Raw genomic sequence first — 21,716 nt, forward strand, 5'->3', positions numbered from 1 at the left:
ACAATGCCGATTAATTCCAGTTTAATGCAATGGCCCTCACCCTTGGGCAGGAAGCCAGGCCAGCGGAATGGCCGATAACAACAACTCAGGAAGAGTGAATGAACCTCGCCAAAACGGCGATCGAACGCCCCATCTGGGTGGCGGTTTCGGTCGTGCTTATTTTCCTGCTGGGCCTGCTCAGCATCCGGGGACTGCCCATCCAGCTGTTCCCCGACATCGATCGTCCCCACCTCAACATCTCGGTGAGCTGGCGCTCCGCCTCGCCCCAGGAGATGGAGTCGGAGGTCACCGACCCCATCGAGCAGGAGATGCAGGGGGTGCAGGGGCTGAAAAGCATCGGCAGCAACAGCTACCCCGGCTTCACCGAGATCAACATGGCATTTGCCCTCGGCACCGACATGCAGCGGGCCCAGCTCGACGTCATCTCGCGCCTGAACCGGGTCTCCGGCCTGCCGGACAACATCGACGGCCCCTACGTCAACAACTACAGCACCAACGACACCCTCACCTTCTTCTTCATCCAGCAACTGCCCGGCGCCAAGGGGTTGATCGACGATCATCAGGCGCTGATCGAGGCGCGGGTCAAGCCGGAGCTGGAGCGGATCCCCGGGGTGTCGACGGTCGACATCGAGGGGATCAACGAGCGCCAGATCCAGGTGCGCTTCGACCCTTACCGCGCCGCCGAACTCGGGGTGGAGATCCCTGTGCTCGCCAGCCGGGCCAGCACCGACTGGGACGTCTCCGCCGGCACCCTCGACATCGGCCGCTGGGAGTACAAGCTGCGCTTCGCCGGCCGCTACGACGTGGAGACCCTGGGGGACAAGGTGGTGGACTGGCGCGACGGCCTGCCCATCTACCTGAGGGACGTGGCCGAGGTGCGGCTGGCCCGGGAGGAGAACCCGGTGCTGCGCATCCAGAACGGCAACACGGCCATCGCGGCCCAGATCTTCAAGGAGAGCGGCGCCAACGCCCTGGCGGCGCTGGAGGGGATCAAGGCCAAGGTCGGGGAGCTGAACCGGGAGGTGCTGGAGCCGGTCGGCCTGCACATGGAGCAGTCGTTCGACGCCTCCCTCTACATCAACCGGGCGGTGGGCATGGTGACCGCCAACCTGGGGCTGGGGGTGCTGCTCTCCTGCGCCATCCTCTGGGTCTTCCTGCGCCAGCTCAAGGCGACCCTGATGATAGCGATCGCCATCCCCATCAGCATCATGCTCACCTTCTGCCTGCTCAAGGTGATGGGGCGCACCCTCAACGTCATCTCCCTGGCCGGCATCGCCTTTGCGGTCGGCATGGTGCTGGATGCCGCCATCGTCGTGCTGGAGAGCATCTACCGCCGCACCGAGCCGGGGGATATCAGCAAGGCGGAGGCGGCGCTGGAGGGGACCAGCCGGGTGTGGACGGCGCTGGTGGCCTCCACCCTGACCACGGTCGCCATCTTCCTGCCGGTGCTCCTGCTCAACGACGTGGAGGGGCAGCTGTTTGCGGATCTGGCGCTGACCATCGCCTGTGCGGTCACCGTCTCCATGGTGGTGGCGGTGACCGTCTTGCCGGCGGTGGCGGCGCGCTGGATGGGGCGCGAACGCCTGACCGACCCCTACGACAACCTGTGGCAGGGCACCACCCGTCACGTGATCCGCTGGACGGCGACGCCTCGCCGGCGCTGGGCCATCATCACCCTGATGATGAGCCTGCCCGTGCTGGCGAGCTGGCTGCTGCTGCCCAAGATGAACTACCTGCCGGACGTGAAGCGCGATGCCATCGACGTCTGGATGAGCTTCACCCCGGGGGTCAATCCCAAGGCCCAGCGCGAAGAGGTGATAGACACCCTCATCGCCAGGCTGGATCCCTATATGAAGGGGGAGAAGGAGCCCGCCCTCAAGAACTACTACATCCTGCGCTACCCGGGGGGCGCCCAGATCGGGGTGCGGCCAAAGGACGAGACCCGGATCAAAGTGCTCGAGCGCCTGCTGATGGACCAGCTGCTCGTCAACATCCCGGACACCCGGGCCTTCGGCGGCCAAGGCTCCCTGTTTGGCGGTTTTGACAGCGAGAACGGCATCTCGTTGCTCATTCAGGGGGGCACCCTGCCCGAGCTCTATCAGGCGGCCCGCGAGAGCATGGCCATAGTGCAGCAGGACCTGCCGGGGGCCCAGGTCAGGCCCGAGCCCGGGCTCGATTTTACCGCCCCCGAGCTGAGGCTGGTGCCGCAAGACAGGCGTCTGGCCGAGGTGGGCTGGGATCGCACCCCCCTGCCCACCATCATCCAGACCTTCGGGGATGGCCTGCGGGTCGGCGAGTATTTCGATGGGGAGGACAGGCTGGACATCTTGCTGATGGGCCAGAGCTCGGCCAACCCGGACGAACTCAAGGCGGTGCCGCTTGCGACCCCGTCAGGCCGCATCGTCCCCCTCGGCGAACTGCTGCGGGTGGAGCCAGCCCTCGGGCCGGAGAGCATCTTCCGGGCCGACGGCCGGCGCAGCATCCAACTCATGATCACCCCGCCGGACGGCGTGAGCATGGAGCAGGTGCTGGAGACCCTGCAGAGCAAGAGCTTCCCCGCCATCAGACCCATACTGCCGGCTGGCGGGGAGCTGCAGGTCGCCGGCAATGCCGACAGCCTGCAGCAGGCGCTGGACAACCTCGGCAGCATCTTCCTGTTTGCGGTGCTGATCCTGCTCATCCTGCTGTGGGGGGTGTTCGCCTCCCTGAAAGATGCCGTGCTGGTATTGCTTACCCTGCCCCTCGCCGCCGTCGGCGGTGTGCTGGCGCTGCGACTGAGCGGGTTGCTGGTGCCGCTGCCGATGGACTTGCTCACAATCATCGGCTTCGTCATCCTGCTGGGGCTGGTGGTCAACAACGCCATCCTGCTGGTGCACCAGACCCGCACGGCGGAGCGGGAGGGGTTGAGTCGCCAGCTGGCGGTGGCCGATGCCCTGCAAAGCCGGATGCGCCCCATCGCCATGACCAGCCTCACCAGCATCTTCGGCATGTTGCCGCTGATGTTGAGCCCGAGCGAGGGGAGCGAAATCTACCGGGGGCTGGCCACCGTCATCGTCGGCGGCATGAGTTGCAGCACCCTGTTTACCCTGATCCTGCTACCCGCCTTCCTGCGGCTGGGTGAGCGGGTCGACGTGCCGCAGGCCATTCGGCAGCGGGCCTGAGCAAGGAGCTCACGATGACACAAGGTTTCACAAGGATGGCAGTGGGCGCCCTGCTGCTGGCGGGCGCGTTGCCCGCGCAGGCGCAGAGCAAGATGGTGACCCTGGCGGAGGTGGCCCAGGGGGAGGCGGGGGCCAGCATCTGGGTCAGCGGCACGGTCGCGAGCCGTCAGCAGGCGGCGCTCAGCGCCGAGGTCAGCGGACGGGTGGAGTGGGTTGCCGAGTTCGGCAGCCGGGTGAAGGCGGGGGACGAGCTGCTGCGCCTGGACGGCGCGACCCTGCGCCTCTCGCTGGAGCAGGCGAGGGCGGAGCAAGCCAGGGAGGCGAGCAACCTGCGCTACGCCCGTGCAGAGTTCCAGCGTCTGGAGCGGCTGCACCAGCAGAAGAGCGCCTCCCAAAGCCAGTACGACAAGGCGCGCTACGATGTGGAGCAGGCGGAACTGGCCGAGCAACTGGCCCGGGTACAGGTGCGCCAGATCGAGGAGCAGCTGCGCAGAAGCCGCATCTTCGCGCCGTTCGATGGTGTGGTGAACGAGCACTTCGTCCAGCCGGGGGAGCACGTGGATGAAGGGGAGCAGGCGCTGGAGCTGGTCAATCCCGACGAGCCGGACATCCGGCTGCGGGCGCCCATCGCCTGGGCCCAGCAACTGGCCGCCCAGACCCGGTTGCGGGTGGAGGGGGAGCAGCTCAGCAGCCACGCCGTCTACTACCAGCGGGCGGCGAGCGCCGATCCCAAATCCCGCCTCATCGAGCTGCGCCTCAGACCCGAGCCTGGGCGTTTCATCATAGGCTCGCCGGTGCGGGTAGCGCTGCCGATGGGGGAGCGGCAGACCATGCTGCTGCCGCGGGATGCTCTGGTGCTCGGCACCGAGGGGAGCGTGGTCTACCAGGTGGAGCAGAGTGGCGCGGATCTCAAGGTGAACCGGGTGCCGGTCACAGTGTTGTTTGGCGACAACCGGCAGGTGGCGGTGAGCGGGGCCCTCAAGCAGGGGGACAGGGTGGTGGTGCGCGGCGCCGGCAGCCTGCAGGATGGGGACAAGGTGGAGCTGTTTCGCGGCTGATCCAGCCTGGTCACCATGAAAAACGGCTCCCGCGGGAGCCGTTTTTGTTGCCGGTGGCTGGGCGATTACTCGACCATCATCACCTTGCAGGTATTGGTACTGCCGACGGTCTCCATCTTGTCGCCGTGGGTGAGCAACACCATGTCGCCGCTTTGCAGCAGCCCCTTGGCCTTGAGCACGTCCAGGGCGTCGCGGCACACCTCGTAGACCGGCTTGGTCTCGTCCCCGTCGAACAGCACAGGGGTGACGCCGCGGTAGAGGTTGGCCCAGGCCAGGGTCTTGTTGTGGGGGGACATGGCGAAGATCGGCAGGCCGGAGCTGATGCGGGACATCAGCAGCGGGGTGGTGCCCGATTCGGTCAGCGCCACGATCGCCTTGACCCCTTCCAGGTGGTTGGCCGCATACATGGTGGACATGGCCACCGCCTCTTCCACCGAGGTGAAGGTGTAGCTCATGCGGTGGTTGGAGACGTTCAGGCTCGGGTGCTTCTCGGCGCCCACGCAGACGCTGGCCATGGAGGTGACTGTCTCGATGGGGAACTGGCCGGCGGCAGTCTCGGCGGAGAGCATCACCGCATCGGTGCCGTCCAGCACGGCGTTGGCCACGTCCATGACTTCGGCACGGGTCGGGAGCGGTGCGTTGATCATGGACTCCATCATCTGGGTCGCGGTGATGACCACGCGATTCAGGCGGCGGGAGTGGCGAATGAGCTTCTTCTGCACACCCACCAGTTCGGGGTCGCCGATTTCGACGCCGAGATCGCCACGGGCCACCATGACGGCGTCGGAGCCGAGGATGATGTCCTCCATCGCCTCGTCGCTGGCGACGGTCTCGGCGCGTTCGACCTTGGCCACTATCTTGGCGTTGGAGCCGGCTTCGCGGGCCAGCTCGCGGGCGTAGCGCAGGTCATCGCCGCTGCGGGGGAAGGAGACCGCCAGGTAGTCCACGCTCATGCGGGCGGCGGTCTTGATGTCTTCCTTGTCCTTGTCGGTCAGGGCCGGGGCGGAGAGGCCGCCCCCCTTCTTGTTGATGCCCTTGTTGTTGGAGAGGGGGCCGGCCACGGTGACCGTGGTGTGGATGCGGGTGCCTTCCACCTGTTCCACTTTCAACTGTACCCGGCCATCGTCCAGCAGCAGGATATCGCCTGGCACGACGTCGTTTGGCAGGCTCTTGTAGTCGATGCCGACCTGCTCCTGGCAGCCTTCTCCCTTGCCGAGGGCGGCGTCGAGGATGAACTTGTCACCGATGGCGAGGTAGATCTTGCCATCCTTGAAGGTGGAGACGCGGATCTTGGGACCTTGCAGGTCTCCCATGATGGCCACGTGGCTGCCGAGCTTGGCGGCGATTTCACGCACCTGGTTGGCGCGCTGGATATGGTCTTCAGGAGTGCCGTGAGAGAAGTTCATCCGCACCATGTCGGCACCGGCGCGGATGATCCCCTCGAGGATGCCGTCGCGATCGGTCGCCGGACCGAGTGTGGTTACAATCTTTGTACGTCTTGGCATGAAAGACTCCAATGTGAAGTTGATATGACTTGAAATACTGCCCCGTCAAACATGTGGCATGGCGCCGGCTTGCAGGCCATCTGGGTGGCCTTCTGTGATTGAATTTCGATACTACACCAAGCCCGGTGGCTTAGACAGTCGGGGGCGAACCCCCGAATGATCAGGAGGAGTGCGGGGTATCAAAGCGGGATTCGCGCAAACCTTCTTTGACTTTTTTCAGGTTTTCGCGAAATTTCATGCCACGGCGCAGGGTGAAGCCGGTGGCCAGCACATCCACCAGGGCGAGCTGGGCGATGCGCGACGCCATGGGCATGTAGACGTCGGTGTCTTCCGGCACGTCCATGGAGAGCACCAGGTTGCACTCGCGGGCCAGGGGGGAGTCCTTGGCGGTCATGCCGATCACGGTGGCATCGTTTTCACGGGCCAGGGCGGCAATTTCCACCAGCGCCTTGGTGCGGCCGGTGTGGGAGATGAGCACCACCACGTCCCCTTCGCTGCTGTTGATGCAGCTCATGCGCATCATGACGATGTCGTCGAAGCTCACCACGGGGATGTTGAAGCGGAAGAACTTGTTCTGGGCATCCCGGGCGACGGCGGAGGAGGCACCCAGACCAAAGAAACTGATCTTCTTGGACTGGGTCAGGATGTCGACGCAGCGGTTGATGGCGGAGATGTCCAGGCTGTTCTTGGCGGCATCGAGACAGGCCATGGTGGACTCGAAGATCTTGGCGGTGTAGGTGTCGGGCCCGTCTTCCGCTTCCACGTGGCGGTTCACATAGGGGGTGCCGTTGGCCAGGCTCTGGGCGAGGTGCAGCTTGAAGTCGGGAAAGCCCTTGGTATCGAGGCGACGGCAGAAGCGATTGACGGTGGGTTCGCTGACATCCGCCAGCTTGGCCAGGGTGGCGATGCTGGAGTGAATGGCGGTCTGGGGGGATGCCAGGATCACTTCCGCCACCTTACGCTCTGATTTACTGAAACTTTCCAAATTGTTCGTAATTTTATCGAGGGTATTCATCATTACCACCAGGCATTTTTGTAATTTAACTTCAGTGTCTGTGCACTAAATTCACAGCTCAAGCAGGTTTCCAATCTCCGCGATGACTATACAAGACAAGAGCTTATCGGAACTAATCTCGTCCATACAAAGTATGACTCATGTCTAATTATTTCGTGTTTTTAGTTACAAACTTCCATTCCGCCCTTGAAAACGCTTACAAATGTTGCAAAGCAACAACACTGTGAGCGGGCGCACAGTTGCATTCATAAAACGCGCCGCCGGGAAGCGGGCTCGAGTAGTATTGCAGCCAAATAACAAGGTCGGGACGGTAAGGGCCGCCCCGAGTCGGTAACGAAGGAGTTTGTTATGCAGCATACCCATGCGCTGGTGGGCGACGTAGGCGGTACCAATGCCCGGTTGGCCCTCTGCGAGCTGGCGACCGGCGCCATTTCCCAGGCAAAGACCTATTCAGGGCTGGCTCACCCCAGCCTGGAGGCCGTGGTGCGCCTCTATCTGGAAGAACATGGCGCCAAGGTGGGCGAGGCCTGCATCGCCATCGCCTGTCCCATCAACGGCGACTGGGTCGCCATGACTAACCACAGCTGGGAGTTTTCCATCAGCGAGATGCAGGCCAATCTGGGCCTGGCGCGCCTGCAGGTGATCAACGACTTCACTGCCGTCTCCATGGCGGTGCCCGTGCTGACAGAGGCTGATCGCATCCAGCTGGGCGGCGCGGCCCCGGTGGCCGGCAAGCCCATCGCCATCTATGGTGCCGGCACCGGCCTCGGGGTCGCCCACCTGGTGCAGGCCGGCGAACAGTGGCTCAGTCTGCCGGGTGAGGGCGGGCACGTGGACTTCGCCGCGAACACGGAAGAGGAAGATGCGGTGCTGCAGGTGATGCGCGGCGAGCTGGGCCATGTGTCGGCCGAGCGCTTCCTCTCCGGCCCGGGTCTGGTGAACCTGTACCGCGGGCTGGTGAAGTCCGACGGCCGGGAGCCCGAGGCGTTCGAACCCAAGGACATCACGGAGCGGGCGCTGGCGGGGGAATGCCTGGATTGTCGCCGTACCCTGAGCCTCTTCTGCGTGCTGATGGGGCGTTTTGCCGGCAACCTGGCCCTCAACATGGGCACCTTCGGCGGCGTCTACATCGCCGGCGGCATAGTACCGCGCTTCCAGGAGTTCTTTATCGCCTCCGGTTTCCGGGTGGCGTTCGAGGACAAGGGGCGCTTCAAGTCCTACCTCAAGGACATCCCCGTGTTCCTCATCACCCACGAAGGTCCGGGCCTGCTCGGTGCGGGCGCCTATCTGCGCCAGTCCCTCGGGATCCGTCTCTGACAGGCTAGGGAAACGATTTCATCGCGGTTCAGCCCTGATTCAGTGGCCCTGGCGTAGAGTAGGCTCACGTACTCAAGAGGACAGGGTTTCACAGGGAATTGGAAGCTGTCTTCATCCGCTGGGTGCGAATTGTCACCTGACAAGCCTGAACTGTTTCACCGGCCCTCGCGGCCGGTTTTTTTATGCCCGTCGTTTCTGCTCGAGCAGGGGGTGAGGGGAGAGGCCCGTCGGTTTCTGATGGGGTGCAGCTTGTCAGCACCATTGCACTCGGCAAGGCATCGCCCGGCAGCATAGGGGAAATGGTGGGAGAAGGTGAGCGCCGGGATGGCGATGCCCGAATGCGGCAGGGGCCAGGCACTGGCCTGGCCCCGATCTGTCAGGGGAGAGTGATATGGAAGCGGGCGCCGCCGAGGGGAGACTCATCCACCCGGATCTTGCCGCCGTAGCTGTGCACTATTTCGGTGACGACGGCGAGCCCTATCCCCTGGCCCGGGGAGCTGTCGGCCCTGACGCCGCGCTGGAAGATCTGCTGCGACTTGCCGGGGGCGATACCGGGGCCGTCATCCTCCACCACGATGAGCAGGCCGTTGTCCTGGTGGCCGACATGGACCCGGATCTCGCTGATGGCGAACTTGCAGGCGTTGTCGAGCAGGTTGCCCATCAACTCCATCAGATCGCCCTGCTCGCCGTGGAAGAAGACATCGTCATCGAACTGGAAGCCGGTCTGCAGCTTCTTGTGGCGATAGACCTTGGCGAGGCTGGCCAGCAGCTTCTCGATGAGCGGTACCGGCTCGGTGCCCTTGCTCGCGAGGCGCTTGCGACCCGTGACGGCGCGGCGCAGCTGGTACTGGATGATCTGGTCCATGGTGGTGATCTGTTCGCTGATGTTGTCATGGATGTCGTGGCCGAGCTTGAGCTCCTGGGCGGTGATCTGGATCAGGGCCAGCCGGGTCTTCAAACTGTGGGCGAGATCGTTGAGCGCATGCTGATAGCGCTGGGTCTGCTGGCGCTCGTTTTCCAGCAACTGGTTGACGGATTCGGTCAGCGGCGTCAGCTCCCGCTCGTAGTCCTTGGAGAGCGCCTCCCGCGTGCCGGCACGGATCTCGTCTATCTGCCGCGCCATGGTGCGCAGGGAAGAGAGGCTCCAGAAGCTGGTGAGCAGCAGCAGGGCGCCGAGCAGGCTGTAGGCGAGCAATGCCTGGCGAATGCACCGGTAGAGATAGTCCCGGGTCTGGGCCTGGTAGCGCTTGGCGGAATCGACCATCACCACGTAGTAGGTCGTGGGGCCGTCGCCGTGGTTGCGCAGGAAGCGCAGGCTGTAGATGAAGTAGCTCTCGCCATTTTTGATAGTGTGCAGCTTGAAGAAATAGTCCTGATCCTGGCCCCCAAGGTACTTCATCAAATCCCGGCAGATGGTCTCCTTGATGGTGATCACCTCGGGCATGTGCAGGCTGGACCAGCTCAACTCTCCATCGGAGCGGCAGATCAGGGTGTCGAGATTGGGGTCGATGGCATCCGGGGTCAGGCCGCCGAGATCCGTGATGGCGTGGGGCTCCGGCTGCTTGGAGGAGAACAGCTTGGAGAGGTTCTCCTGCATGCGGATGCTGGCTTTCTGGGCCTGCTCCTCGGCGTGGCCGAGGTAGAGGATATAGACGGAGAAGGCCATGATGAGCGCGATGACCAGCATGGCGCTCAGCATCAGCTTGAGGTGCAGCGAGCGACGGATCAGTGTCATGGGGTGCAGCATGTCAAGGGGCATCAACTGCAGGAAAGGTTGAAGATGTAACCCTGGCGGCGGATGGTGGAAATGGGCTGGATGAGCCCCTCCGGATCCAGTTTCTTGCGCAGTCGGCTCACCATCACCTCTATGGTGTTGGGATCCCCCTCACCATCCCCGTAGAGCTGGTCCAGCAGTTGCTGCTTGGAGACCACCTGGCGGGCGTTGCGCATCAGGTACTCCAGGATCAGATACTCGAAGCTGGTGAGCACGGTGACTTCGCCGGCGATGGTCAGCTCCTTGCGGGAGAGATCCAGCTCGTAGTCACCCGCCTTCACCCTGGGGGAGATGAAACCGGCGCTGCGGCGCACCAGGGCATTGAGGCGGGCGAGCAGCTCGTCCTTCTGGAAGGGCTTGACCAGGTAGTCATCGGCACCGGCTTCCAGCCCTTCCACCTTGTCCTGCCAGTTGCCCCGCGCGGTTAACACTATGATGGGGAAGGGGATCTGCTGCTCGCGCAGGCGGCTGATGAGCTGCAGGCCGTCCATGTCCGGCAGGCCGAGATCGATGATGGCCACGTCGATGGGGTAGTCGGTCGCATAGTGCAGCGCCACCTGGGCGTTGTCCGTGCTGTGAACCTGATTCTGGGCCTCGGTCAACAGCGTGGAGAGGTGGTGATTGAGCAGCTTGTCGTCTTCGACCAGTAGGATTTTCATAAGATGCATGATGATAAGGGTCCAGGCTGTCAATTAGAGGGTCAACAAGAAGGAGAGTCAATGCGGATCCTACTTGACCCCCCTGTATCGGGACTGAATCATGCCAGCCTTTGTCTCCTCTACCCGTCCTTGCATCGGCAGTCATGCCTTTCGTGCTTTATTGTGAGTCATGCTGTCGAATCAGATGAGGACTGTCGGGGTTCCATTGGTGACTACTTGCGACTGTTCTGATCGCACAGGTGGGTATGGGGACTCGCTATGCTGTTGCAGCAGTGCTCGTCGTCACAACTAGGCTCCGAGCATCGGGGTAACGCAGGCATGCAGTTGTAATCGCCTGAACATATTCAATTTTATTGTTTGATGCCGGTGATTGGGAACAACTCCCGGTGTGGCGTAGGGATGGATGTTGCGCGAGAAGGGTCAGAAGGTCTAATGAGTGGCAATTTTGAATCCCTACCCTACGAGAGGTTTTCTGCGGTTATGACTATTCATCCCAGCGCCAAACAAGATAGAATCTGGCCCAAAATCGGGTTTGGGGCATCAATTGCCCAAGATGTGAGCAATGCAGGCTGCGGACTGCCTGGATGTGCAATGTAATGCGACAACATTGTTAAACATCAATCAAAACAACAAGCTGGAGGGTATTATGGCCAACAGCGCGCACAATCAGGTTAAAAGCAGCATATTGGGAGCTGTAACTCAAGGGCGGTAGCCAACGTAGTTGCCAGCGCCATGTTGTCGTGGTTTTCTCAGACTATGTTACCTCGGATACAAGGCATACAAGTCCAGACCTTCCTGCCTCAGCCATTCACTGACTTTGTATAAATATCCATTGATATGAAAATTCTTGTTACCGGTGGTGCCGGTTTTATCGGTTCTGCCGTTGTTCGCCATATCATCCGGCATACCCAAGATGCAGTGGTCAACCTCGATAAGCTGACCTATGCAGGCAATCTCGCATCTTTGACGGCGGTATCCGCCAGCGATCGTTACACGTTTGAGCGGGTCGATATCTGCAACCGTACCGAACTGGATCGGGTCTTTGCCCAGCACCGGCCCGATGCCGTGATGCACCTGGCGGCCGAGAGCCACGTTGATCGCTCAATCACCGGCCCTGCCGATTTCATCGAAACCAATATCGTTGGCACCTATATGCTGCTGGAAGCGGCCCGTTCTTACTGGAATAGTCTTCCTGAGCCGCGCAAGGCAGCATTCCGCTTCCACCATATCTCTACCGATGAGGTGTATGGCGACCTGATTCATCCGGATGAGGCTGCCCCTGATGAGGCTTTGCCGCTTTTTACCGAAACCACGCTCTATGCCCCCAGCAGCCCCTATTCTGCCTCCAAGGCATCGAGCGACCATCTGGTGCGCGCCTGGCGCCGTACCTACGGCCTGCCAACCATAGTCACCAACTGCTCCAACAACTACGGCCCGTACCACTTCCCCGAGAAGCTGATCCCGCTGGTGATCCTCAATGCCTTGGAGGGCAAGCCGCTGCCTGTCTATGGCAAGGGTGACCAAATCCGCGATTGGCTCTATGTGGAAGATCACGCCCATGCGCTCTACACCGTGGTCACCACAGGCGCTATCGGTGAGACCTACAACATCGGTGGTCATAACGAAAAACAGAATCTGGAGGTCGTGCACACCATCTGCGATCTGCTCGACGAGATGGTGCCGAAGGCGGGCTCCTATCGCGAGCAAATCACCTATGTGGCGGATCGCCCTGGTCACGATCGGCGCTATGCCATCGATGCTAGCAAGATGAGCGCCGAGCTGGCCTGGCAGCCGCAAGAGACCTTTGAATCCGGGATCCGTAAAACCGTGCAGTGGTATCTGGATAACCAGCAGTGGGTGAGCAACGTCAAGAGCGGGGCTTATCAATCCTGGATAGCGCAAAACTATGGGGAGCGCGTCTGATGCATATTTTGCTGTTTGGCAAAAATGGCCAGGTGGGCTGGGAGCTGCAGCGTTCGCTTGCCCCCTTGGGTCGCATCACCGCCGTCGATTTCGATTCGACCGATTATTGCGGCGACTTCAGCAACCCGGCGGGGGTCGCCGAGACTGTGCGTCAGGTCAGACCGGATGTGATCGTCAATGCGGCGGCCCATACGGCGGTCGATAAGGCCGAGAGCGAGCGGGAGTTTGCCGAGCTGCTCAATGCCACCAGTGTGGCGGCGATTGCCAAAGAAGCGGAAGCATTGGGCGCTTGGCTGGTGCACTACTCCACCGATTACGTCTTCGATGGCAGTGGAGAGCGCCCCTGGGTTGAAAGTGACCTGACCGCTCCGCTCAATGTCTATGGTGAAACCAAGCTGGCGGGGGAGCACGCCGCCGCTCAGTGTGCTCGCCATCTGATTTTTCGTACCAGCTGGGTCTACGCCGCCCGGGGCGCCAACTTTGCCAAGACCATGTTGCGTTTTGGCAAAGAGCGTAGCGACATGTCGATTATCAACGACCAGTTCGGCGCCCCGACGGGGGCCGAGTTGTTGGCTGATTGCACCGCCCATGCGATCCGCGTGGCGCAGAACCAGCCAGAAGTTGCGGGGCTCTATCACTTGATTGCCTCGGGAACCACGACCTGGTTCGACTATGCCCAACTGGTGTTTGCCAAAGCCAGAGAGGCCGGGGTTGAACTGGCGGTCACCCAACTCAATGCGGTGCCGACCAGCGCTTTTCCGACCCTGGCCCGGCGGCCCCACAATTCACGCCTGGATACTACTAAGTTTCAGCAGACCTTCAATTTGGTGTTGCCGAGCTGGCAAGTGGGGGTGGCGCGGATGTTGAGCGAGATTTTGGTCAATTAAGCTCTTTCATCAACGGAACTCAAAGGGATGCCGTTGTTGCACATAGCTAATCGATTAGGGAACTTTGCGCGATTTAACAAGATGCTCTGGCTAATCGGTTTGCCTCTGATGGGAATGGTGGGGAGGCTCTTGTAAAGGCACGATCCCTTGTGCCCCGATCGCAATCACCTGCACCATATTCAGCTTCATGCCTGCTTTACCTCCCGCGAGGCCCTGCTATTGATCGTGGTGGCCAATCTGGGCATCGTCTTCTTCGGTATTTTTCCGAACAAGTCCAACTGCCTGAATGGCTGATGATTGCACTTTATCTGTTGCTGTTTGTTGCTTATTCCTTCTGCTTGTCACATGCATGGAAGTTGGGGCGGTGGGTGAAAGGGATAAAGGCGCCATCCTCTGATTCTGGCCGAGTAAAAAGAAGTTAATACTCTCGCTAACAACACTTTGATGTTTTTTAAGATGAACCATATGCTGGATTAGCGGACGAATAAAAGGTGCCAATCCGGTGTGTGTAAAACTGTAAAGTTATATGTAGATAATCAAGATTTTTAGGGAACTTACAAAGTGGTGCGTATCATCAAAATAGGAATAGTTATTGCTTAGATATCCTGATTTTGACGTAATGGATACTTTTAATTAACGGAATGGAATGATGTTTAATGTGAAAATATAGACCTAGCTAAAATTATATTGCTGTTTTTAATATAGGTTGGTGCTAAAAATCAATGTCTCTCTTAAGAAAAAATATTCTGCTTTTGTTATTTATGCAAGGTGCGAATTACCTTATCCCCTTGATGACATTCCCTTACTTGACCCGTGTACTTGGTGTTAGTCAATTTGGCGTCTATGCCTTTATTTTGACGTTGTCACAATATTTTGTATTAGTAACGGATTTTGGCTTTAACCTCAGCGCATCTAAGCGGATAGCTCAGGCAAATGGCAATAAAAAGACAATCAGTGAAATATATTGGGCAACAATATCGGCTAAGTGTTTAATTGGTATCCTGTGTGGTTCAGTAGTATTGGTGATTTATTTTTTCAATGTCAATAATCCTGATTATAATGGTGTGGTTTTTATTTTATTTACAATAGTTGGTTCAGTATTTACACCAATATGGTTTTTTCAGGGGATTGAAAAAATATCAGCGTTGACACTAACCAATATTACTTCAAGGGCGATGGCGATTCCCTTGATTTTGTGGTTGGTGACGTCAACTGATGATGCAAACTTAGCAATGCTTGTACAAGGGGCTGTTGCCATACTAGCGGCTACAATATCACAAGTGTTGGTATACCGTTCTGGTATTATTATAAAAATTAATTTTAGCTTTGCAGCCACAATTGTTCAGTTAAAAGACTCGTTTCCATTGTTTATTTCAACTGTGGCAATCAGTCTTTATACGATGAGTACACCTGTAATTTTAAAATTAGTAAGCAATAGCTATGAAGTCGGTTTATATGGAAGTGCTGACAGATTAAGAGGGGCGCTCATCGGGCTTTTCTTGGTTGTTGGGAGTGCAATTTATCCTAGGGTTAATAACTTGTTCACAGTAGACAAGGTGCAGATGTATCAGCTATTGCGTAAGATTGTTCTAGCTAAGTGTTTTTTCGCACTAACAATAATTGTCGGGATTTGGCTGTTTGCCCCACAACTTGTAGCTTTTATATTGGGTGAGGAATTTATTGTGGCTGCTGACGTGTTAAAAGTAATGTCCCCACAGTTTTTTACTGTGTTGATGTCAGTTACAATGGCTAATTATTTATTATTACCTTTTGGCTATCGTCGTGAATATATGTTATTGCCAATATTTACTTGCATCTTACACGCTGGATTATGTTTCTTCTTGGCTACAAAGTTTGGTGCTATTGGGGGGGCGATTTCAGTGACCTCCGTAGAAGCTGTTAGTATGTGTATATTGGTTTATCTTACGTATAGTAAAGGTTTGCACAAAGGATTCTTCTGTAAATAAACATGAACTCCATTTTTAAATAGTTAATTATCATTTGGATTGTGTTAAATAATATGCCAAAAGTATCTGTAATCGTACCAGTGTATAATACCGAACTATATGTCGAGCGCGCCATTATCAGCTTGATGGAACAAACCCTTGATGATGTGCAATTTATTATTATTGACGATGGCTCGAAAGATAACTCCCTGAATATCATCAAGCAAGTGATAGCGCGTTACACCGCGCGGCAAGGGCAGGTGACCTTAATTAGCCGCGAGAATCGGGGGGTTGCTGCAACCCGCGCTCAAGGCATGGAGTTAGCGACGGGTGATTATGTCATCCACCTTGATAGCGACGACTGGGCCGAACCCAACTGGCTTGAAGCGCTGTACACCAAGGCAATTGAAGATAATGCGGATGTAGTGGTGTGTGATTATTTGGCGGTATATGAAGACAACATTGAATATATTCATATGCCTGCTGAAAAATCAGGTGGTTTATGTTTGAAGCAGCAATTGTGTGATAAGCAGCGTGGTTATACATGGAATAAATTAATCAGTCGTAAAGTGCTAGGTGAAATTGATCATCCATTTATCGTTAGTATTAATTATTTGGAAGATTTTATTTATGTAATGAAATGTTTTTATGCTTCCAATACAGTCAGTTATCTTGAACGGTGCTTATATAACTATAATCAACAGAATACTAACTCTATTACGAAAGGAATGAGTAGTTCGAAGAGAAATGACATTTTATCTACTGTAAGCTATGTCAGTGATTTCTTGTTAAAGTCAAATAGAGATATTTGTTTTGCCAATGATTTGATTACGTTCAAAATTAAACAAAAAACATTCTTAATTTATGGTGAGTGGCAGTCTGTAAAAATAGACACTTGGCAGCTATTCCCTGATACGAACCCTTATGTTTTTTCTGCAGAAATTCCCCTGCATTTTAAATTATGCATGATGATTGCGAACTTAAAGCTATACCGTTTGGCTAGCATCGTTATGCGTTACATAGTAAGACTTAAATTTACGCTAATGCGAAACACGCACGATTAAACTTGTTTGCTCTTTTGTTGACTGGCAGGGATAAATGAAAAGAATTTGTTTTTTTATCGGTAATCTAAACAACGCTGGTGGTACCGAACGCGTTTCATCGGTGATAGCCAGCGAGTTACAGTGCCGTGGTTATCAAATACATATGTTGAGTTTGCAATGTGGTGATGAGCCTTTTTTTGAATTAGCTGATGGCATTCATATTAGTCAACTGTTTACCACGGCGGGCCGTGGCATGCTGCGTTTACCGCAGGCGATCGTAAAATTACGCCGTTATTTGCAGCAACACCAAATTGATATTTTAATTGATGTCGAGTCGATGCTGGCGCTGTATGCCTTGCCTGCTGTGGTGGGCTTAAACGTGCGCCATATCTGCTGGGAGCATTTTAATTATCACGTCGATTTGGGTAAGGCCAGCCGCCGGTTAGCCCGTAAATTGGCTGCACGGTTTGCTGATGATGTGATTACCTTAACCGAGCGAGATAAACAGCTCTGGCTTGCCAATACCACCTGCAAGGCACATATTACCGCTATTCCTAATCCGGTCACTATTGCACTCCCTAACAACATTAATCCAGAAAAAGAAAAACTATTTTTAGCTGTGGGTCGCCTAACTTATCAGAAGGGCTTTGATCTATTGCTGCAAGCCTGGGCGCAGGTTGCCCCGTTACACCCCGATTGGCGCTTGCGCATCGTGGGTGATGGTGAAGATAAAGCCATGCTCGAACAACTGCGCCGTGATTTAAATATTGAAGCGAGCACGGAGTTGTTGCCAAAAACCAACAATATCGCTGCCCACTATCAACAGGCAGCTTTTTTTGTGATGAGTTCGCGCTTTGAAGGATTGCCGCTGGTACTGATCGAAGCACAAGCTTATGGCTTGCCGATTGTTTCTTTTAATTGTGATACAGGACCTGCTGAAATTATTAAACACGGTGAAACAGGGTGGTTGTGTGAAGCGGGGGATGTGGCAGACCTATCAGATAAAATAAGCAATGCAGTAAGTTGCTTTAACGAGGAGGTAACATATAAATCATTTTCTCAACACTCTAAAGGAAATAGAAATGAATTTTCAGTCGATGTGATAATCGATAAATGGTCTAATTTATTATGAGTGCTATCAATTTAACACATTTTTCCTCTAAAATACTAAAAATGTTTTTCTTTGCTTTTTGTTCAGCGTCATTTGCATTTTTATTAACATTATTGCCCAATGAATATTTTAGAGATAGAGGCAATTACATTATTTACGCTAAAGATTCGCTAAACATAATGGAGCGTTATGATGGCATTGCTTTATTTACTAATGAGCCTTTGTTTTTGTTATTAAATAATGCGCTGACGTTTGTATTTACTGCAGAAGTGGTTCCGCTATTTTTTGTAGCTTTTACTGCGTTCACTGTAAGTTTTTTCATCTTTATTAGAAGCAGGAATTTACTGCTAATGGCATTGGGTTTTATGGCTTTGGTTTTGGTGCCGCAGTCATTTCATATGTTGTTAGTCGTGCTTCGGCAAGCATTTACTGCAACACTATTAATGTGGGTTATTTTTTATTTTTGGCAGTCTAAATGGTTTTTATTGCTGGTTTTTTTACTAGGCTTTATCCATTCATCTGCGTTTATTTTGTTTGCTTTTTTATCCATAGATAAATTATTCTCATCTATCATCAGTAAAAATATTATACACCGAGTCTGTTTTTTTATTTTTATTTCCGCTGTGGTTAGTTTTTTGATTATGCCACTCGCTGAAGTCCTTGCATTGAGACAAGCGACAGAGTATCAGGATACTGTAGGTGGTGGTGGTGGTGGTGGTAATTTTATTCTGTATGTGTCTGTACTATTGGTGACACTTTCGCAAAGAAAAAAAGTACATACAGAGGATGGTTTTTATGTAGTAGCATTAGTTGGCATTTCTGTATATGTTGGTATGTACTTTTTTAGCCCATTCGCAGGCCGATTAATTACTTCATTTCTTCCTCTGATAATATGTTTGATGTGCATGTTTGGTAATGCAAGGGCAATTTTTTTATTAGCTGGATTTGTTCTTGTTAATTCTTTAATATTTAAGGGCGCTGTAGAAAGCAATAGCCTCTCGGTACAGGGTGTTCAATATTTATTCGGCGGTTATTAAGGTATAAAATGAAAGTTTCATTAATCATCACCGGACTTGGTATGGGCGGGGCGGAACGGCAAGTGTGTGATTTATCCGATCAATTTGTCGCTAAAGGCCATGAAGTATTTTTAATCTCGATGACTGGTGAAACGGTTAACCGCCCGCTATCTGCCAAGATTGACGTCGTAGAGCTTAATATGGCTAAAACCCCGTTTGGATTTATTAAAGCCTATTGGCAAGCTCGGCAGTTAATAAAGCAATTTAAGCCCGATGTGGTACATAGCCATATGGTGCATGCCAATATATTCGCCCGTTTGCTACGTTTAACTGCACCGATTAAAAAACTCATTTGTACAGCGCATAGTTCTAATGAAGGTGGCTGGTTGCGAATGCTGGCTTATCGTTTGACTGATCGTTTATGCGATATCAGCACCAATGTGAGTCAAGATGCAGTAGATATATCGGTAAAACGTGGTGCCGCACCCGCAGAACGAATAATCTCTATGCATAATGGTATCGACACTACTCGTTTCACTTTCAATTCAAAATGTCGTATCACTAAGCGCAAGCAGTTAAAAATAGCTGATGATACTCCACTAATTTTTGCTGTTGGTCGTTTGACAGATGCTAAAGATTACCCCAACTTGTTAAATGCCTTTAGTCTGTTACCTATGGATTTAAATCATGCACAATTGGCCATTATTGGTACCGGTGAACAGCAAGCCAAGATTGAAGCCTTGGTAGCAGAATTAGACCTTGCATCTAGGGTGCATTTTTTAGGGCTGCAACGGAATGTACATGAGTGGATGTGTGCTGCTGATTTATTTGTTCTGTCATCAGCATGGGAGGGTTTTGGTTTGGTAGTTGCCGAAGCCATGGCCTGTGAACGTATTGTGGTGGCCACGGATTGCGGCGGCGTAAAAGAAGTGCTGGGAGAATGCGGCATCCTTGTTCCGCCTAAAGATAGTGCTGCGTTGTCACGTGGATTATGCAATGGGCTCGCCTTCTCTACTGTAACCGCTAAGTCCCAGGGTAAACTAGCTCGTGAACGTGTATTACAAAAGTTTTCAATAGAAGCTGTTACTAACAAATGGCTTGAATTGTACGTCAATTAATTCTCGCCACATTTATAACTTTATATTTTAAGAGTTTATTTTGAAAAAAATAGTCATTTCGTCCAACACCAGTTGGAGTATATTTAATTTTCGTCTTGAACTTGTTCGTTTTCTGGCTAAAAATTATCAAGTCGAAATTATCGCCCCAAAAGATCAATATAGTGAAAAACTGCGTAAATTAGGTTTCGTAGTGCATGATATCAGAATGGCTTCTAGCTCCATTGCGCCATTTAAAGATATTGTTACACTGTTAGCCTATCGTAAGCTTATTAATAGAATAAAACCTGATTACTATTTAGGTTTTACTGCCAAACCGAATATCTATGGCGGTTTTATTGCAGGTCTTCTGGGTTGCAAAGTGATCAACAATATTGCTGGGCTCGGTCGTACCTTTTCCAGTTCTGGTTTACTGCAAAACTTAATGCAATTACTTTATCGAGTTTGTTTAAGTCAATCCCAACATGTTTTTTTTCAAAATAAAGATGATCAGGCCCTTTTTATTGAAAAAGGTCTGTTAAAAAAAACACGCAATAGTGTGCTGCCTGGCTCTGGTGTTAATGTTCATCGTTTTACCTACCAACAAGCAAAGTCACTTGAAGTTGCAAGTTCTACCCAGCTGTCCTTTGTATTTTTGTTCTCTGCCAGACTTTTACTCGAAAAGGGCATTCGGGAATATATTAGCGCAGCCAGTCAACTCAAAGCCATCTACCCGTATTGTATCTTTCAAGTGTTGGGTAAATATGGAGGTACAGCAGCAGAGTTACCAAAAGTTGAACTTGATGAAGCGTGTCACAATGGTACTATTGAGTATTTAGGTACCACAGATAATGTAGTGGCCGCTTTGCATAATGCCGATTGCTTTATCTTGCCAAGCTATTATCGTGAAGGTGTACCGCGCTCATTGTTGGAAGCTGGTAGTTGTGGTTTGCCACTGATCACTACCGATTCTGTTGGTTGTCGTGAAACTGTCATTGATGGGGTGAATGGATATTTGATTTCACCACGTAGTAGTGTTGCACTGTTTGATGCGATGAAAAAAATAGTTGAACTTGACATTAGAGAACGTCAGGAAATGGGGCTCGCTAGTCGTAACTTTATGGTACGTCATTTTAGTGAGTCTTTGGTTCTTGAGCAGTATCAACATGTGTTATCGGAGTCGTAACATGAAATATTTAGTCACGGGTGCCGCTGGATTTATTGGTAGTGCTGTTAGTCAGCATCTTTGTCAGCAAGGTCATACTGTTATCGGTATCGATAATCTTAATGATTATTACGAAGTCTCGTTAAAAGAGAGCCGTCTCGCCCGGCTGGCGGGTGAAGCCAATTTTGATTTTCGCAAACTTGATCTGGCCGATCGGGCAGGCATGGCCGAATTGTTTGCCAAGGAGCAATTTGAACGGGTTATTCATCTGGCTGCGCAGGCCGGTGTGCGTTACTCCCTTGAGAATCCGTTTGCCTATGCAGACAGCAATCTGGTGGGTCACCTTGCCATTCTCGAAGGGTGTCGTCATAACGGTGTCAAACATCTGGTTTATGCTTCTTCCAGTTCTGTGTATGGCATGAACGGCAAAATGCCGTTTGCCACCCAAGATGCCGTCGATCATCCAGTCTCACTCTATGCCGCCTCGAAAAAGGCCAATGAGCTGATGGCACACACTTATTCCCATCTGTACGGCATTCCAACCACAGGTCTGCGCTTTTTCACCGTCTATGGACCATGGGGACGCCCAGACATGGCGCTGTTCAAATTCACCAAGGCCATGTTAGCTGGGCAGCCTATCGATGTGTATAACAATGGCCAGCTGAGCCGTGACTTTACCTATATCGACGATATTGTTGAGGGTATCTTGCGCATTGCCGATGTGGTACCGGTTGCCAATCCTGACTGGCAATCAGAGCAAGGTTCACCCGCAGACAGCAGTGCCCCTTATCGTATCTACAATATCGGTAATGGCAGCCCGGTAAAATTGATGGATTTTATTGATGCGCTTGAAAAAGCACTCGACATAGAAGCGATAAAGAATATGATGCCGATGCAGAACGGTGATGTATATGCAACCTGGGCCGATACTGACGCTCTGTTCAAAACAACCGGGTATCGACCAGCTATGTCGGTTGAGCAGGGTGTGCAAGCCTTTGTCGACTGGTACAAGCAGTATTATAAAGTGCAGTAGTAAGCGAGG

At 53.7% G+C, this 21,716-nt stretch carries 17 protein-coding genes; 13 read left to right on the forward strand and 4 right to left on the reverse strand.

Going from position 1 to position 21,716, the window contains the following annotated elements; genetic code table 11:
- Window positions 1-98: 98 nt before the first annotated feature.
- The gene (locus AB5Y72_RS06675) at window positions 99-3,161 is read left to right on the forward strand and encodes an efflux RND transporter permease subunit (RefSeq protein WP_368198747.1); all 3,063 of its coding nucleotides are present in this window, start codon (window positions 99-101) and stop codon (window positions 3,159-3,161) included.
- A gap of 14 nt (window positions 3,162-3,175) precedes the next feature.
- Window positions 3,176-4,219 carry an efflux RND transporter periplasmic adaptor subunit gene (locus AB5Y72_RS06680; protein WP_042076740.1) on the forward strand — a complete coding sequence of 348 codons (1,044 nt, stop codon included), beginning with the start codon at window positions 3,176-3,178 and terminating at the stop codon, window positions 4,217-4,219.
- A gap of 65 nt (window positions 4,220-4,284) precedes the next feature.
- Here the strand turns inward: AB5Y72_RS06680 and pyk are convergent, their stop codons facing one another.
- On the reverse strand, window positions 4,285-5,724 hold the full coding sequence (gene pyk / locus AB5Y72_RS06685; protein WP_368198748.1) for a pyruvate kinase: 1,440 nt from the start codon (window positions 5,722-5,724) through the stop codon (window positions 4,285-4,287).
- Window positions 5,725-5,884: 160 nt separating this feature from the next.
- Window positions 5,885-6,739, reverse strand: coding sequence for a MurR/RpiR family transcriptional regulator (locus tag AB5Y72_RS06690; RefSeq protein WP_029314760.1), 855 nt, complete (start codon window positions 6,737-6,739; stop codon window positions 5,885-5,887).
- Window positions 6,740-7,087: 348 nt separating this feature from the next.
- Here AB5Y72_RS06690 and glk point away from each other — a divergent pair, with 348 nt between their 5' ends.
- Complete coding sequence (gene glk / locus AB5Y72_RS06695; RefSeq protein WP_042076736.1) at window positions 7,088-8,056, forward strand: glucokinase; 969 nt, start codon at window positions 7,088-7,090, stop codon at window positions 8,054-8,056.
- A 376-nt stretch (window positions 8,057-8,432) separates the two neighbouring features.
- Here glk and AB5Y72_RS06700 read toward each other — a convergent pair whose 3' ends face one another.
- The gene (locus AB5Y72_RS06700) at window positions 8,433-9,815 is read right to left on the reverse strand and encodes an ATP-binding protein (protein ID WP_368198749.1); all 1,383 of its coding nucleotides are present in this window, start codon (window positions 9,813-9,815) and stop codon (window positions 8,433-8,435) included.
- Entirely contained in the window at window positions 9,815-10,489 is a 675-nt protein-coding gene (locus AB5Y72_RS06705) for a response regulator (protein WP_010675337.1), read from the reverse strand. Before AB5Y72_RS06705 ends, AB5Y72_RS06700 begins: the two co-directional genes overlap by 1 nt.
- 837 nt (window positions 10,490-11,326) lie before the next feature.
- Here AB5Y72_RS06705 and rfbB point away from each other — a divergent pair.
- The 10 genes from rfbB to AB5Y72_RS06755 all read left to right on the forward strand — a co-directional run bounded on the left by rfbB (window position 11,327) and on the right by AB5Y72_RS06755 (window position 21,707).
- A complete protein-coding gene (gene rfbB / locus AB5Y72_RS06710; RefSeq protein WP_368198750.1) occupies window positions 11,327-12,412 on the forward strand; it encodes a dTDP-glucose 4,6-dehydratase in 1,086 nt (361 codons plus the stop codon).
- Window positions 12,412-13,299, forward strand: coding sequence for a dTDP-4-dehydrorhamnose reductase (rfbD, locus tag AB5Y72_RS06715; RefSeq protein ID WP_368198751.1), 888 nt, complete (start codon window positions 12,412-12,414; stop codon window positions 13,297-13,299). Before rfbB ends, rfbD begins: the two co-directional genes overlap by 1 nt.
- A gap of 147 nt (window positions 13,300-13,446) precedes the next feature.
- Complete coding sequence (locus AB5Y72_RS06720; RefSeq protein ID WP_368198752.1) at window positions 13,447-13,593, forward strand: hypothetical protein; 147 nt, start codon at window positions 13,447-13,449, stop codon at window positions 13,591-13,593.
- Window positions 13,594-14,021: 428 nt separating this feature from the next.
- On the forward strand, window positions 14,022-15,266 hold the full coding sequence (locus tag AB5Y72_RS06725) for a flippase (RefSeq protein ID WP_368198753.1): 1,245 nt from the start codon (window positions 14,022-14,024) through the stop codon (window positions 15,264-15,266).
- Window positions 15,267-15,319: 53 nt separating this feature from the next.
- Window positions 15,320-16,309 (forward strand): glycosyltransferase family 2 protein, encoded by a 990-nt coding sequence (locus AB5Y72_RS06730; RefSeq protein WP_368198754.1) that lies wholly within the window; start codon window positions 15,320-15,322, stop codon window positions 16,307-16,309.
- 34 nt (window positions 16,310-16,343) lie between these two features.
- Entirely contained in the window at window positions 16,344-17,420 is a 1,077-nt protein-coding gene (locus AB5Y72_RS06735) for a glycosyltransferase family 4 protein (RefSeq protein WP_368198755.1), read from the forward strand.
- Window positions 17,417-18,436, forward strand: coding sequence for an EpsG family protein (locus AB5Y72_RS06740; protein ID WP_368198756.1), 1,020 nt, complete (start codon window positions 17,417-17,419; stop codon window positions 18,434-18,436). Before AB5Y72_RS06735 ends, AB5Y72_RS06740 begins: the two co-directional genes overlap by 4 nt.
- 8 nt (window positions 18,437-18,444) lie before the next feature.
- Window positions 18,445-19,533 carry a glycosyltransferase gene (locus AB5Y72_RS06745; protein ID WP_368198757.1) on the forward strand — a complete coding sequence of 363 codons (1,089 nt, stop codon included), beginning with the start codon at window positions 18,445-18,447 and terminating at the stop codon, window positions 19,531-19,533.
- A gap of 40 nt (window positions 19,534-19,573) precedes the next feature.
- Entirely contained in the window at window positions 19,574-20,695 is a 1,122-nt protein-coding gene (locus AB5Y72_RS06750; protein ID WP_368198758.1) for a glycosyltransferase family 4 protein, read from the forward strand.
- Between the two features lies 1 nt (window position 20,696).
- A complete protein-coding gene (locus AB5Y72_RS06755; RefSeq protein ID WP_368198759.1) occupies window positions 20,697-21,707 on the forward strand; it encodes an NAD-dependent epimerase in 1,011 nt (336 codons plus the stop codon).
- The last annotated feature ends 9 nt before the right edge of the window (window positions 21,708-21,716 follow it).

Source organism: Aeromonas sp. R7-4 (assembly GCF_040908055.1).
Lineage (GTDB): Bacteria > Pseudomonadota > Gammaproteobacteria > Enterobacterales > Aeromonadaceae > Aeromonas > Aeromonas sanarellii.

What these genes read in the sequence shown, in the direction of transcription:
- AB5Y72_RS06675 (WP_368198747.1), top strand. Translation starts at nt 99, where the DNA reads ATGAACCTCGCCAAAACGGCGATCGAACGCCCCATCTGGGTGGCGGTT.
- AB5Y72_RS06680 (WP_042076740.1), top strand. Translation starts at nt 3,176, where the DNA reads ATGACACAAGGTTTCACAAGGATGGCAGTGGGCGCCCTGCTGCTGGCG.
- pyk (WP_368198748.1), bottom strand. Translation starts at nt 5,724, where the DNA reads ATGCCAAGACGTACAAAGATTGTAACCACACTCGGTCCGGCGACCGAT.
- AB5Y72_RS06690 (WP_029314760.1), bottom strand. Translation starts at nt 6,739, where the DNA reads ATGAATACCCTCGATAAAATTACGAACAATTTGGAAAGTTTCAGTAAA.
- glk (WP_042076736.1), top strand. Translation starts at nt 7,088, where the DNA reads ATGCAGCATACCCATGCGCTGGTGGGCGACGTAGGCGGTACCAATGCC.
- AB5Y72_RS06700 (WP_368198749.1), bottom strand. Translation starts at nt 9,815, where the DNA reads ATGCCCCTTGACATGCTGCACCCCATGACACTGATCCGTCGCTCGCTG.
- AB5Y72_RS06705 (WP_010675337.1), bottom strand. Translation starts at nt 10,489, where the DNA reads ATGAAAATCCTACTGGTCGAAGACGACAAGCTGCTCAATCACCACCTC.
- rfbB (WP_368198750.1), top strand. Translation starts at nt 11,327, where the DNA reads ATGAAAATTCTTGTTACCGGTGGTGCCGGTTTTATCGGTTCTGCCGTT.
- rfbD (WP_368198751.1), top strand. Translation starts at nt 12,412, where the DNA reads ATGCATATTTTGCTGTTTGGCAAAAATGGCCAGGTGGGCTGGGAGCTG.
- AB5Y72_RS06725 (WP_368198753.1), top strand. Translation starts at nt 14,022, where the DNA reads ATGTCTCTCTTAAGAAAAAATATTCTGCTTTTGTTATTTATGCAAGGT.
- AB5Y72_RS06730 (WP_368198754.1), top strand. Translation starts at nt 15,320, where the DNA reads ATGCCAAAAGTATCTGTAATCGTACCAGTGTATAATACCGAACTATAT.
- AB5Y72_RS06735 (WP_368198755.1), top strand. Translation starts at nt 16,344, where the DNA reads ATGAAAAGAATTTGTTTTTTTATCGGTAATCTAAACAACGCTGGTGGT.
- AB5Y72_RS06740 (WP_368198756.1), top strand. Translation starts at nt 17,417, where the DNA reads ATGAGTGCTATCAATTTAACACATTTTTCCTCTAAAATACTAAAAATG.
- AB5Y72_RS06745 (WP_368198757.1), top strand. Translation starts at nt 18,445, where the DNA reads ATGAAAGTTTCATTAATCATCACCGGACTTGGTATGGGCGGGGCGGAA.
- AB5Y72_RS06755 (WP_368198759.1), top strand. Translation starts at nt 20,697, where the DNA reads ATGAAATATTTAGTCACGGGTGCCGCTGGATTTATTGGTAGTGCTGTT.